This window comes from Leptospira perolatii, from assembly GCF_002811875.1.
GTDB lineage: Bacteria > Spirochaetota > Leptospiria > Leptospirales > Leptospiraceae > Leptospira_B > Leptospira_B perolatii.
In genome coordinates this window covers 212,644-226,682 of record NZ_NPDZ01000002.1, presented here as the reverse complement: position 1 = coordinate 226,682, position 14,039 = coordinate 212,644, and the positions used below count along the sequence as shown (strand labels likewise).

Below are 14,039 nucleotides of genomic sequence, written 5' to 3'. Positions count from 1 at the left end.
CAGGAACCTACAAGTTCTGAAGGAAAATCGGTTTGAAATTCATTAAAAAAGATTCCATCGGCGAAATGATAGAGCTCACGGACAAGGCTTTGGACGGAAGCTTAAGAGAGTTCCCGAGCTATCTTGCAAACGGAAAAAAGAATAACAAAGTGGAGAAACTAGGAAGGTCCATTTTTACTCTTGTGAGTCGATTCGCCGAGATGGTCTTCAAGGTCCGGATCAATATTACTCAATTGGAATCAACTGCGGGTTATATATCCGTGGTCTCGCAATCGTATAAAGATATTTCAGAGAAACAATCGGAATCCACCAAAAAAGTATCTGAATCCGTGGAGCAAGTGCATTATGGAATGGTTAAGATCAACGAATCTGTCTCGCTACAAAACGAAAATTTTCATCATATTCGAGATGAGCTCACCGGCCTGAGTGAAGCAATGCTGGAAATGAACGAAAAACTGGGTGAATTAGTTCAGAATCTTGGAATATTTTCTCAAAAGGTCTCCAAAGGAATCGAGGCGGTTTCGACGGTTCAAGAGGCAATGGCAAAGATATCCGGTACTTCACGAGAAATTAATAAGATCACTGGAAGTATCAATGACATCTCCAGTCAAACTTTCTTACTTTCCCTAAACGCATCTATAGAAGCCTCACGCGCCGGAGAATTTGGAGCTGGATTTTCGGTAGTATCCTCAGAGATCGGAAAGCTTTCTCAAAAATCTCAGTCTAGCGTAAAAGAAATCGCTAAGTTCAATCAGATCATCAAAGAGGACCTACTCTATGGTTTCGCGATGTCTTCGGAAGTTCAAAATATTTTCCAGGACGTAAAAGAGTGGGAATCCGTCCTAAAAGAATCCCTGCACAGATTCTGCGCAATCGCAGAGGAACAGTTCCAAAGGACTTCTAAAATCAACCTAGAAACAAAGGATGCAGCAGAGAATCTAAACGAAATCGCTTCTGCAACCTTTGTGCAAAAGAGCCAGATCGATAAAATCCAGGCTTCAGTACAAGGAATTCTATCCGATTCAGAAAACATAAGCTGGAGTTCCTCCGAGCTCTTAGATCTCTCCCAAGAATTAAGAACAGTCACTCAAACGTTTCAGGAAACGATTGCTTCCTTCGGAATAGGTAGAGCCGAGAAGACTCTATAAACTTTTTTTAAAATTTAAAAAAAAAAATTCCACTGATTCTTCCAAAATTATGCCCTTCATTCCGATCACTTCGTGCGCATAAAGGCGAGTCATTCCGAAACGATGCATCTCAATCATACCAAAGTGCGTCTTATTCCAAAGGTCTTGCCACCAGAAGGAACAAAAGGTATCTTCCTCAAAAGTTGTAATAAGCGAATCGAATTGTTAGTCTCCGATGTGGAAAGCCGCGAAGTTTTCAGATGCTTCGCAAAATGAAATTGATTTCAAACAATTAAACTGCTCTGCAAGGAATGCAATTCGATGGTACGCTTCAGATCATTAATAAATCATAATACTCCTTTTTTTTGCATCATGATAATTTCAGTAATTTTCAGTTCTTCGTGCGTATCCGATCACCACTCAGGATTTTCGTTGAGAGCGATACTCGCGAATCCGGAGCCAGTCACGGTAAACCTTAAGTTTTCCGTCAGGGTCAACGTCACTGGCTTAGTAGGTGGCGGATTGGTGATAGAAAACAACGCGACTGACACTATTTCGGTTGGTGGAAACGGAACCGTTTCGTTCGCAACAAAGATTTCCCAGGGCAAGCCTTACCTTGTAACAGTAAAACAAAATCCGACCGGCCCTCTCCAGACTTGTTCTGTAAACAACGCTTCGGGTTTGATTCCGGGATCCGATGTCACCAACGTAACGGTTGTCTGCTCCACGAATGGATATTTTGTAGGAGGAACCGTGACCGGATTAGCAGGATCTGGTTTAGTCATCCGTAACAACGGATCCAATTCCACTACGATATCTGCCGACGGAAGCTTTTCGTTTTCCACTAAAATTGCGGACGGCGCTAATTACAATGTGACCGTATCTACCAACCCAAGTAGTCCTACTCAGGTTTGTTCCGTAACGAACTATAACGGTACGATCAGTGGAGCGGACGTGTCGAACGTTACGATCTCCTGCTCAACCAGTTCATTTACTGTAGGCGGAAGTATTAGCGGACTCAGTGGAACCGGACTTGTATTAGAGAACAACGGAGGAGACGCACTTAGTATCTCCTCAAACGGAAGCTTTACTTTTTCCACATCGGTTGTCAGCGGGAACACTTATAGCGTTACCATACAGCATAATCCTAGCACACCGACTCAAGTATGCTCCATCACCAATGGCTCTGGAACAATAACTTCAAGTGCGATATCCAACGTTTCTATCAGCTGCTCAACCAGTTCATTTACTGTAGGTGGAAGCGTCAGCGGTTTGATCGGATCCGGATTGGTTCTAAAGAATAACGGCGGGAATTCTCTCTCTATTTCCGGGGATGGTACATTCACTTTTTCAACTTCGATACTCAGCGGGAACACTTACGATGTTACAATCGGAACTTCTCCTAGCTCCCCGATACAAAACTGCACAATTACGAATGGAAGCGGAACAGTTACTTCAGGTTCGATCACGAATGTGTCCATTTCCTGCGGTGCCGCATTATACAATGTAGGCGGAATCATCTACGGCCTAACAGGTAATTTAGTATTATCTAATAATGGATCCGACCAGAGCACAATTTCGGTGCCCGGAAACTTTAAGATGAATACTCCGGTCGCAAACGGATCCGCTTATTCGATCTCCGTTCAGACTCAGCCTGCAGGTCAAACCTGCTATATCAGCATGCCGTTTGGAAGCGTCTCGGCTGCTGATGTTTCAAACATTACGATCAACTGTATCAACGGAGTGGTGACTTCCCCGCTCATTAATGGAACGATATACACGAGCTCACTTTCGATCACACCGTATGCAGAAAACCCAAGTGTGGGACCGGCCTTTGGAATGCCTTATGCAGGAACCACCGGAGGAACTATGGTTGACGGAGTTGGAAATAGCGCCGTCTTCTTGGATCTGTTCCATATCACCACCGACGGTATCTATCTATACGTTGTGGATAATTCCAATAACATTGGCGGAGCAGTACGAAAAATTCATATAGCTACCAGAACTGTTACAAGCTTATTCCCTACAAGCAAGCCAAAGGGAATCACTACCGATGGAGTGTTCTTATTCGTGAGCACTCATGACCAGGTGATAATCAAATACAATCTGGCAACCGGAACATACACAACAATCGCCGGAGCTGCGGGCTTGGGCGGAAATACGGACGGAGCAGGCTTGTCTGCGCGCTTCCTGCAACCGAGAGGAGTCGCAACCGACGGGTCCAACTTATACATCGCAGACAGCTCAAACCATGTGATCAGAAAGATCAATCTTGTGGACAACTCGGTTTCTACCATTGCAGGAGACGGAACTGCGGGCACTCTGGATGGAACCGGAACTTCTACAAAGTTCAATTCTCCGAGACACTTAACGTATCTAAACAATACTCTATATGTTGCGAACACAAGCGCGCACAATATTAGAAAAATCGATTTAACTACTTCTCCAGTCACGGTTACTACGATTGCTGGAAGCACGACAGGAGTCTTAGGAAACGTAGACGACCCAACCGGTACGAATGCGCTTTTCAACAAGCCTTCTGCGATCACCTTCGATTCCAATTATCTGTATATTGTGGATAGTACTGCTGCGATTAAAAAGATCTCTCAAACTGCTCCCTATGCAGTCACAACCATCCTAGGGTGTTCTGGTGCTGCAGGGGTTGGAGGAGTTGTAGGAGGTACCGCAGACCAAGCACCAATCCACACTTGTAATTCAGGAGAGGCAAGCTTTCAAAACCCGGTAGGTATCACTACCGATGGAACAAGCCTATTCGTAACCGATCTAAACAGTCCGCAATACGTTAGGAAAATCGATTGAGGCGGGCAGTCGGCTAGGCAAACGCAATGAAAGAGATCAGATTCAATTTAAGGCATTATGACAAAGAGGCAGAAAATCTTTCGATTCCAATCGGAAGATTTCGCGAAGCCCAGTCTGCTTATGTCTTAAATCGTTCCCTTCTCGCCTATGAGCGACTTACATTTCACCGCAAAAGTGCGGCTGATTTGCAATCAGTGCGAGTGGATACGCTTAAAGTGCGATTGGTTCCGGATCTATTGACAGAAGAATTTTTCGGATCCATGATTTGTGTGATTCTTCTCTCAGTACATTTCGTTGCCCCCTTGAAACCTTTCGCCCCGTTCTTCGACCAGATCCAGAATGAAACTCCTAAGCCTTCGCAAAGAGCAATGGAGGGACTCGTCCTCCTAGCAGTGCTATTTTTCCAAGGATGCGTTTTAGATGGATCCAGCCGCGGACTTTCTTTAAAGGCGATCCTGAACCTGGTGTCTTTACCTCCAGTTCTACTTTCCACAATCCCTTTGGCGGGAGCCACAAACGCAGATCCAGTACAATCCGTTGCGATTACATTCACTTTCGACAAGGCAATGGATACGAATCGTTTGCCGACCGGAAATTTGAATATCTACGATGGTGCTTCCTATGTAGGAATTCCAAACAATCTCTATAACACTTCCGTGGCTTGGAAGACATCCACGGACTTGACCATTACTCTAGGAGGTGAACTACCTGAGGGTTCGGGAATCCAGACCTCTCTGACCGGGTCCACATTATTCGATACTTCCGGAAATTCAGTGCAATCTGACTTAACGCTCAGTTTTTCCACCGGGTGGAAAGGTGCAGCTCCTGCTTTGTCGGACACGAGCCAGACTGGCTGTTGGGATAATTCCGGAAATTCGATCTCCTGCTCGAGCACTGGAATGGACGGAGAGCTGCTGAACTTTCCATCGGCAAAGAATTTGAGTGCACCTCAGACAAATTCTCCATTCTTAAACGATCCGATCTCTAAGGATAACCTAACAGGCCTTATATGGAAGTCTTGTTTGATCGGCCAGGTTTGGAGCGGCACGAATTGCCAAGGCACCGGAACCGCAGGCTCTAATTGGGGAGCTACTTCGGATATCTGGATGAATTCACTTTTGGCCTGCTATTCTTTGAATTCTTTGAACACAAATCAAGGTTATGCCGGAAGAAGGACTTGGAGGCTACCTACAATTCGAGAGATCCAATCCATTTTAGAATACCAGCAGGGCACCTTTATACCTACGAATTTCATCCCCGGACACGTTTCTCTCGGTGTATACTGGTCAGCGACCACGGCAGCGACCTTTCCTGCCATGGGTTTTATAGTGAATACCGGCTCAGGATATACATTACAGAATAATAAAACGTCCACCGGATTTTCCATCTGCGTAACAAACGGACCTTGAATATGAATAAGCGCACTTTCTCATATACGGTTTTTATTGTGTCAGCATTACTTTTCTGCAATACTGCAGCGTTAGCGATCGGTCCTTATCAGGACGGATATGCAGGAGCGGGTACGGTGCGAGACCAAAGCACAGGTCTTGTCTGGCAAAAATGCAGCATGGGACAAACGAATAATTCCTCCTGCTCCGGAACTCCAGGTACAGTTCTCTGGGACGCAGCTCTAACCTATTGCACGGGACTTTCTTTAGGAGGAAGGACTTGGAGACTTCCAAACGTGAACGAGCTTTTGACCATCGTCGATTACTCCAAATACAATCCTGCGATAGATACTTCCTCAACTGCATTCATAAACACGCCTGCATGGACTGACTACTGGACTTCTACTTCAGATCCGAATATCGGAATCCAGAACGCCGCAATGTATGTCAGCTTTATCGGCGGGAATGTAACAGCTTATATTAAGGGGACTACTTCCATTTCGGTAAGATGTGTCAGCGGTCCTCCTTAAGAATTTTAGAATAAAGTGAATTATCTGGAGTTATTATTTCTGTGAAAAGCGTTCTACGAAAACTTAAAAAGCCGAAATCACTGCGAATTCAAATCGGATTACTTTACGTACTTTTGGCTATAGTAAATATTATCTTCTTCTCTGTGATGATATTTGAGAATCAAATGGATTTGTTGATCAAGAACTTTCAATACAATGCGGAGAGTTTAGTAAACGCAGTTTCCCACCAACTGGAAAAATCCTCCCTATCGAAAGAAAAGAACGAGGATTATAAGAATTTAATCGCGATCTTAATCTCGAACGGAGTGAACTCATTTATTATCGCAGATGAGAAGGGAGACATTTGGCACAAGGAAAATCTGAACGATTCGCCTCCACTCACGCTGCCCAGCAATTTCACTGATAAAATAAAAGAAGTGAATAGCCGATCCTCTTTCTTGAATACGAAATACTTGGTGGAATTGGACAATAAAAACTTCTTAGTAAGACTATTAATTCCGCTGAAAGCGATCAGTGGGAACAACCCTTACCTGTATTCGGTCCTGAGCATCAAAATGATCTTGGACCGATTACGCTTACTCTATTTCCAGATCGGACTTTCCATAGCCTGGGGAGTTGTGTTCCATTTCATTTTTGCGATTTACTTGTTTAGAGCTATATTCAAAAGATTGCAATTTCTAGAAACCGCTAGTATCCAGATGGCTTCTGGAAATTTGAAAGCAAGAGCTGCCTGGAAAAGAAGCAGGGAGGACGAGTTGGACCAACTCGGAAACACCTTCAATATGATGGCGGATCGAATAGAAGATTCCATGACTAAAATCGTCAAACTGAACTCAGAGATACAAAGAGAACTTCAGGTAGGAAAACAAGTTCAGACATTATTCCTACCAGATTCCTCTGCGATTAAGGAGTTCAACCCAGCGATATTCTATCTACCGATGAGAGAAGTAAGCGGGGATATCTATAACTTTTTCAATATCAATTCAGATCTCAAGGCGATCTTTCTAGGTGACGCAGTGGGCCACGGAGTTTCGGCTGCGCTTGTAACCTCAGTAATTCAGATGAGTTTGAACAGCGCCTTGGAGGAAACTCATAATCCAGGAAAGGTAATCAACAAACTCTGCTTCGATATGTTTACGATTTTGCAATCCGCATTCTTAGCTTCAGGAGTCTTTTTCCTTTTCGACAAAAAAGGCAAGGCATACTTTGCGAATGCTGCGCACAATCCACCCATCTATATTCGAAACAGAAATCGCAAGATGATTCGAATGGAATCCTCCGGCACACTCTTGGGCCTTACGGAAGAGTCGATTACTTCGATTCGAGCAATCGACACATGTCCGGGCGACAAGTTACTTTTATACACGGATGGATTAGTGGAATCAATGAATCATGAAAGGAAAATGTTTGGAATAGACAGAGTAGAAAAGATTCTATTCGATAATTTTCACTTATCCAATCAAGATATTTCAAATCGATTAAATATGGAACTTATGGAACATGCTTCGGAATTCAGGGACGACGTTACATTTATCCTACTGGAGATTCCACCTAATGAATCGTAACTTTCTAATATTAGCGATCTTCGTACTTTCGGTATTCTTTATACTTATCGCGGAAGCGATTCTAAGCATCAAGATGCTAGAACTCCGTGTTCAACTTACGAAATCACAAATTATGAATTATGAATTCTCCTCGGAAGTTCTAAAGCACAAATTTAGACAAATGCTAGGAAGCCAACAGGATATCACTCAGGAAATCTATACGAGTGCCATGGAATCCAGAGTACTGAATAGCGATATACTAGGATCGGATGCCAAGCTCGGAATAAACGAAACGATCGGATTAGGAATTGTTAATTTAGTCAGAAAACTTTCGCTCAAGTCATTCTTGAAGCTATCAGAAGATCATAGAAGGATCGTTAAGCTTCAATTCGCTTTTCTCATGGAAAAGAACCAACTTTGTAAAATCGCTTCGGAAAAATATTCCGAGCTCGAAGAGGAATTTTCCGGTAGCGGAGGCGACGACCTCTCTTTTGTCTACTTGCATAATGCTTACTGCATCGCGCTCCTCGGAGACCAACCTAAAGCAATTCAGAAATTAGAAGAAATACTTCGCAGACAACCCGGAACTCATTTTGCAGAGAGCGCCTCCATTTTAATTAGCGTGCTCCGAGAATCATCCAGGCAACAAGAGGAAATCAACTCTTCTAGTAGCAGCGAACTAGAAAAAGCAAGAGCTCTTTACCTTTCAGGACAGTATGCACTCGCTTTAGATAAATTCAATATTCTTGGCCCGCTGAGCGTGGAAGATTCTTATATGAAAACCAGGTCAACAGAGAAGCTCGGCGATCTGAAGTCTGCAGTATTGGAATATAGCAAATTAGCGTCTCAAAGAAGGAATCTTGCCATCGCCAAAGAATCGAACCGACGACTTATGTTAATCGGAGCGATCTATGGAGGAGGAGCTGAGATCACAAAGACCGCAGAGGAAAACGCACTCAAATTGAATGATAAGGAAATCTTAGAGATTTCAAAAGCAGGAGCAGCGCTACAGCAGTCGCCCGTTGTTGTACAAAACATCAAGAGATGGTTAGAGTCTCCAGATAACAAGAAATATGCGGAAGAAGCTCTATCACTAAACAAACAGATAAAAGAATTCGCACCTGCACTTTTGGAAGAGAAAGCACCTGCTCCAAAAGTTATCAAGCCAGAAGAAACCGCCAGAATCGTAGTCAAGTTATCCGACGGAAGAAATATACGAGGAGTATCATTCAGCGTCCACGGCTCTGAACTATCCATTAACAATTCAAGATTCGATGTAAGCATTCCCTATTCCGTCGTTACTTCCGTCACGATCGATTCCCCTCCTTCTTCAGAAGCACATCGAATGGATTTATCGATCAAGAACGAACAGGTTTCCGGAGTAATCTCGATCGCCAGAGAGAATGATAGTTTAATCGTTAAGACCGAAGAAAAGGAGCTAAGATTCAAAACTGAAGACCTGAAGTCCGCGATCTTACATTAATAATGCAGCATATTCTTGGGAAAACTGTCGGAGGCAAACTTGCAATTCTTTTCGTCCTGCTCTACGCATCGAATATATCTCCAGATAGGATTACATTGAGTAACGGCCAGATTGTCGAAGGCTCGATTGAAAAAGAGACGAGCACCTATATCTATGTAAAAACCGCCTCTGGAATGCGCAAGCTACCGATCGATTCCATCAAGCATGTAAGAGTAGGATATTCAGGAATTCCGATCTGCCTGGAAAAGACGAACGAACCCGGACAAAAATGCGATCTGTATTTACATTTGATCACAAAAGACTCGATTTACACCTTCAGAGGAGCAAATGCAACAAAGCTGGATCAGCTCAAGCTTGAAAACGTAAAATATCTGGAATTCAAAAAGAACAAATCCCAATCGATCTCCCACATCATTCAGGTCGGTTCTAAACTAAAATTCTTCACTACGGATCCAAAGCCGCTAGCAGGAACTATATTAGAAATATCCAATAAATCTTTCCATGTAGAATCGGAGGACGGAAAACAATCCTGGATCCCGGAAAACCAGATAGTCAAAGGAAGCTATTCCAGTCAGGAAGAAATCGAATATTCCGAGGCGACTCCGAGTCGCTTTCGTTTCTACGATCTGCTGATACCCGGTCTTTATCAAGGAAGACAAAATCAAAAACTAAAAAGCAGATTCATGTTCAGTCTATTCGGCTTGTTAGCCGCCGGAACAGCATATGAATACGCTCAAGCCAGAGCAGCCAAGGATAAAGCTCAAAGCGAATTAACAGTCTACCCTTACGGAGACAAGTTGTATGTGTTTAACAAAAACGATTATTCTGAATTTGAAATGCACAAGAGAGAAAACAATGCCTTCGCCGGCACTTTGTTAATACTCTATCTTTATAATTCCTTCGATATTTTCAGATCAAAAGACGGAGTAAAGGTAGGCGTCAAAGCAGTGCCACAGACCTTCGCGTCAAACCGGTATAATACATACTACGAGATATCAGTATCATATAATTTTTAAGGAGCACAAAGTGGGAGAAGAAATATTCCCTAAAACAGATGTTTTAATTCAAAGGAAAGCCTATCCGATTTGCACACCGAGAGATTTGGATACTTTGCTACTGGACGCCGAGAGATTGTTTTCTGGTTCGCCTAGTTATTCGCTCATCAAAACTTCACTCATCGAATTCTCGCTAAACGGGCTAAAGGCGATACACAAAAGAATCTTTTTCCAGGAAAAAAATTTATCCCTATCCGACGACTACGAAGCAGGTCTCAAACTTTTTAAATCGGAATATTCAAAAGGCTTAATTTTTCAATCTGATCGATACACAAACTTTAAAAACCCTCCGGTTTTGTTAGAAATTAATTCTTCACCCGAAGGACTGCTTATCGAAGCGACTACATTCGCTAAAATGCACGAAAGCGAATTCAAAAGAGTAACCGCACTGCTGGAAGGAGAAATGGCTAGTCAATATGCTAAAAATCTATTGGGCAAGAATCATGAAGCTGAAGGAGCCGGAATTGGCTTGCTAATGCTACTTCAAATTATGCAAAAAATAAAAATCCCAACCGATTCACTCTCCTTTACTGCCCACGAAGATCGGTGCGTTTTTAGACTAAGGATTTCTTCAGAACATATGTAATATTATTAAACTATATTAATAAAGGAAAGGTTTATGGAAATAAAATCAGAAATCAGTGGAACATCAAAGTGCATCGGAATCGAAGGAGAAATCAATTTGTATAATGTTTCGGATTTGAGAAATTCTTTGTATCCGATGATTGAAGCAGAAAAGGTTTGTGCCGGCATCATTCTAAATATGGAATCAGTACCTTACATAGACTCTTCTGGGGTCGGTTTTCTTGCGCAACTCCAAAGAAAAGTAAAGAACCATAAAATGAACTTTCAACTCACAAAATTAAAACCGGACGTTTTGACTATTCTACGGTTGGCTTCCCTGGAAAAGCATTTCGATATTGTTTAAGATTGAACAAAGGGAAAATACAGACCCCCAAAATTGACTGATGCGGGTTACAGATTCAAAATGACCCGCGTCAGAACTCTGTCCTGAGCGTAGCCCTAACGCCTCGGATTCCGTAAAATTAGGCAGTACTTTTGAAATAGTAATCGCGGAGAATCGTCTTGGTTTAAATTCTGAAAACAGATCCTAAAAAGGACCATCACGATTTAATATGCATCGCAAAGAACTTGATGGCTTGCGCGCCGTCGCAGTCGCATCCGTAATCCTAAATCACTTTGATAAAAACTTTGCACCTAACGGGCATTTGGGCGTAGACATTTTCTATGCGATCTCCGGATTTGTAATCACCCAATCTCTCCTAGAAAGAGAGCACGGAACTTTTCGAAAATTTATCCTAGGATTTTGGACCAGGAGAGTAAAGCGGTTAGCCCCCGCCTTATTTCTTTGCGTGGCCACTACTGCTCTGTTAACATTTTTGTTTTCATCACCTGAAGCGAGTAGCTCCTATTTCTCCTTACGGACCGGCGTCGCGGCACTTTTCGGGCTTTCTAATTTGTATTTGCTAAAGCAGGCCGCAAATTATTTCAGCACCATAGCTGAGCTGAACTCTTTTACCCATACGTGGTCTCTCGGAGTGGAGGAACAGTTCTATTTTCTTTTCCCATTTCTATTTTGGACCGGCGGTCTTTTGAACAAAAGCGTCGCCGGAGAAAGGAGATTCTTACTCATCCTATCTTCTTTAACAGTATTTTCCCTTTATCTATATAGCAAACTTTCCGCAGCTGCTCCTGTGGCAGCCTTTTACTTTATGCCTGCTCGATTTTGGGAAATCTCATTCGGATCGATCGCATTGGTTGGTTTGAAGAAACTCGAGAGATCCCCCAATTACAATTCCAAGATATTTGCATACACAGCTGACATTGCATTCCTTTTTTTGATCGCGTTCTTATTCGTAAGCGGACTAGACAGATACCAGGGACTGATCACCTTTGCGGTCGTGAGCCTAACCACGATTATTCTATTTACCGTACGGCATAATTCAGTAATTTATAAAATACTAACTCTCAGAACTTTTGCTTTTTTAGGCATCATATCTTATTCTCTTTACCTATGGCACTGGAGCATTCTCTCCGCTAGTCGCTGGACCATAGGAATCCACTGGTGGTCCATTCCTTTTCAGTTGCTACTTATCCTAATCCTGGCAACACTCTCTTATAAGTATATAGAACGTCCATTGCGTCGCTCCGACTGGCCTACATTAAAATTCAGTAATGCAATAAAAATTGGCCCGATTTCTTATGCCTTCGGCACCGCGCTTATTATTTCCCTCTCCATTCTGTTCATTGGAGTTCCAGTATATAAAAAAGGCTTTTTATATACTGGTTCAGTTGTCTCGTTAAAAAAGAAAGGAGTGGAAACATTAGAAGAAAATGAAACTCATAAGCAATATATCTGGAACGCAAAACAATGCGTTTTATCCTCCAACGATGATGTAGGAAAAAAGATTTCCCCCGAAAATTGTACTTTTGGAGATTTCTACAAAGCAAAGCGAAGGTTTCTGGTCATTGGGAATTCTTTCAGTGCCGCAGAAATGCCTATGTTTAAAATTTTGGAATCGGAAGGAAAAGGCGCTGCGATGATCACCTCTTCCTGGGGGGCGGCACCGATTCCAGAGATAAACAACAAGGGACAATGGGAACAAGCAAACCAGTATTATTGGAATACAGTATTTCCTGAATTAGTCGATAAGCTGCGCCCTGGCGATGCAATTATTATGATCAACGATGGTGCACCTTTTTCTCCTAAGGCATCAACTGAAGCTACAAAAAAAAATTTGCAGAGATTGGAGAACGGATTATCTAACTTGATAAAGAAAATGTCGGAACGTGGTCTTTTTGTAATATACCAAAGTGGAATTCCTTTAACACGGGAAGCAAATTGCAACCCAGACATCGCTATGCCGCAATGGTGGAATATATTCGGTAATTCTCCTTGCATTTATTACTCCAGGGAAGCCACCTTAGAACGCAGAAAAAATTACCACGATCTACTGCTAAAACTCGAAAAAGAAAATTCGAATTTTTTTGTATTAGATATTTTTGATGTATTTTGCGCTTCCGACACTTGCAAATTTTACAAGGAAGATGGAACGGTTCTTTACAGAGACGAATTTTCGCATCCAAGCGTTGAGGCGAGCATATTATCCCAGCCACTGCTATTAAAGACTGTGGATCGAATGCCGGCAAATTTCTGAATTTATAGCATAGCAGTATCTGATACTATGAATTCGGCATCGGTTCTCAATTTGCTTTGGGTTTTCTTCCCTGTGTTCTGTAGTGACCGAAGCTAAATTTAACGAAAGAAAGGCAATTACTCAGTAGTATGATATAAACCTCAGCTTGCAATCGAGTCAAAGTATCTCTTCATAGATCGAAACAGAATTCCGAAAAGTTTTGGATTCCCTACGCCCTTGATCAAACCGTAAAAACCTTCGTGCGCCATTACAATAAAGCTAGCCGCTTCATTCGTATTGATTTCTTTTTTGATATATCCCGATTTTTTTGCCCGAATCAGATGTTTTTCGAGCTCCTCTATCCACAATGACAGAGCGGACTGAAGACGGGTCTTAAAGCCCTTATCCACGGGAGACATTTCCTGAACTAGATTGTTCAAAGGACATCCGAACTTCAGGATCTCCGGGGGAGTATCGCCTATATTATTTTGCATAAGGTTCAGTATCCCTTTTAGAACATCTTCATATTCATTGAGAGGCTTGATCCATCGATTCAAGATGAGCGGCTTTAGGACCTCGTCTACCACTGCGTATCCGAGGACAAGTTTTGTCGGAAACTGATGATAAAAAGCCCCCTTGGTCAACTGAGTGCTCATCACGAGATCGTCCATGCTGGTGCCCTGAAAGCCTTGTTTGAAAAAATTCTCGAACGCTACCCCGAGAATTTGGCTTCGAGTAGCCTCCAGATTTCTTTTTCTTTTAGGCGCTACTTTTTTCATTCCGATTCTTCGAGAGACTTAATCCATCGATTCAATATGAGTGGCCTTAGAACCTCGTCATATCTTTTCAATTCAACAACAAACCGATTCTGACTTTGATGCAACAAAAAATTAACGGAGGAAAAATTTTGTTTACAACATACCAAATAGTATGT

11 protein-coding genes are annotated in these 14,039 nt (G+C 42.5%); 10 read left to right on the top strand and 1 reads right to left on the bottom strand.

Annotated features, from left to right (window positions below; translation table 11 throughout):
- The first annotated feature begins 32 nt into the window (after positions 1-32).
- From CH373_RS04920 to CH373_RS04875, 10 genes are all read left to right on the top strand, one after another.
- On the top strand, positions 33-1,148 hold the full coding sequence (locus CH373_RS04920; RefSeq protein WP_100712989.1) for a methyl-accepting chemotaxis protein: 1,116 nt from the start codon (positions 33-35) through the stop codon (positions 1,146-1,148).
- A gap of 411 nt (positions 1,149-1,559) precedes the next feature.
- Entirely contained in the window at positions 1,560-3,947 is a 2,388-nt protein-coding gene (locus CH373_RS04915) for an NHL repeat-containing protein (RefSeq protein WP_125169919.1), read from the top strand.
- Between the two features lie 26 nt (positions 3,948-3,973).
- Positions 3,974-5,356, top strand: a complete 1,383-nt coding sequence (locus tag CH373_RS04910) for an Lcl domain-containing protein (protein WP_100712987.1) — start codon at positions 3,974-3,976, stop codon at positions 5,354-5,356.
- Between the two features lie 38 nt (positions 5,357-5,394).
- On the top strand, positions 5,395-5,865 hold the full coding sequence (locus tag CH373_RS04905) for an Lcl C-terminal domain-containing protein (RefSeq protein ID WP_165778777.1): 471 nt from the start codon (positions 5,395-5,397) through the stop codon (positions 5,863-5,865).
- 41 nt (positions 5,866-5,906) lie between these two features.
- Entirely contained in the window at positions 5,907-7,430 is a 1,524-nt protein-coding gene (locus CH373_RS04900; protein ID WP_100712985.1) for a PP2C family protein-serine/threonine phosphatase, read from the top strand.
- Positions 7,420-8,892: a hypothetical protein gene (locus CH373_RS04895; protein ID WP_100712984.1), complete on the top strand. Its 1,473-nt coding sequence runs from the start codon at positions 7,420-7,422 to the stop codon at positions 8,890-8,892. Before CH373_RS04900 ends, CH373_RS04895 begins: the two co-directional genes overlap by 11 nt.
- 95 nt (positions 8,893-8,987) lie before the next feature.
- On the top strand, positions 8,988-9,908 hold the full coding sequence (locus CH373_RS04890) for a hypothetical protein (protein WP_125169917.1): 921 nt from the start codon (positions 8,988-8,990) through the stop codon (positions 9,906-9,908).
- A 10-nt stretch (positions 9,909-9,918) separates the two neighbouring features.
- Positions 9,919-10,533, top strand: a complete 615-nt coding sequence (locus CH373_RS04885) for a hypothetical protein (RefSeq protein WP_100712982.1) — start codon at positions 9,919-9,921, stop codon at positions 10,531-10,533.
- A 33-nt stretch (positions 10,534-10,566) separates the two neighbouring features.
- On the top strand, positions 10,567-10,875 hold the full coding sequence (locus CH373_RS04880; protein WP_100712981.1) for an STAS domain-containing protein: 309 nt from the start codon (positions 10,567-10,569) through the stop codon (positions 10,873-10,875).
- A gap of 208 nt (positions 10,876-11,083) precedes the next feature.
- The gene (locus tag CH373_RS04875) at positions 11,084-13,126 is read left to right on the top strand and encodes an acyltransferase family protein (RefSeq protein WP_100712980.1); all 2,043 of its coding nucleotides are present in this window, start codon (positions 11,084-11,086) and stop codon (positions 13,124-13,126) included.
- Between the two features lie 140 nt (positions 13,127-13,266).
- Here CH373_RS04875 and CH373_RS04870 read toward each other — a convergent pair whose 3' ends face one another.
- Positions 13,267-13,884 (bottom strand): TetR/AcrR family transcriptional regulator, encoded by a 618-nt coding sequence (locus CH373_RS04870; RefSeq protein ID WP_100712979.1) that lies wholly within the window; start codon positions 13,882-13,884, stop codon positions 13,267-13,269.
- Positions 13,885-14,039: the final 155 nt, after the last annotated feature.

Excerpts from the sequence above, each read along its gene's own strand:
- CH373_RS04910 (WP_100712987.1), top strand. The coding sequence starts at position 3,974 with ATGAAAGAGATCAGATTCAATTTAAGGCATTATGACAAAGAGGCAGAA.
- CH373_RS04895 (WP_100712984.1), top strand. The coding sequence starts at position 7,420 with ATGAATCGTAACTTTCTAATATTAGCGATCTTCGTACTTTCGGTATTC.
- CH373_RS04880 (WP_100712981.1), top strand. The coding sequence starts at position 10,567 with ATGGAAATAAAATCAGAAATCAGTGGAACATCAAAGTGCATCGGAATC.
- CH373_RS04875 (WP_100712980.1), top strand. The coding sequence starts at position 11,084 with ATGCATCGCAAAGAACTTGATGGCTTGCGCGCCGTCGCAGTCGCATCC.
- CH373_RS04870 (WP_100712979.1), bottom strand. The coding sequence starts at position 13,884 with ATGAAAAAAGTAGCGCCTAAAAGAAAAAGAAATCTGGAGGCTACTCGA.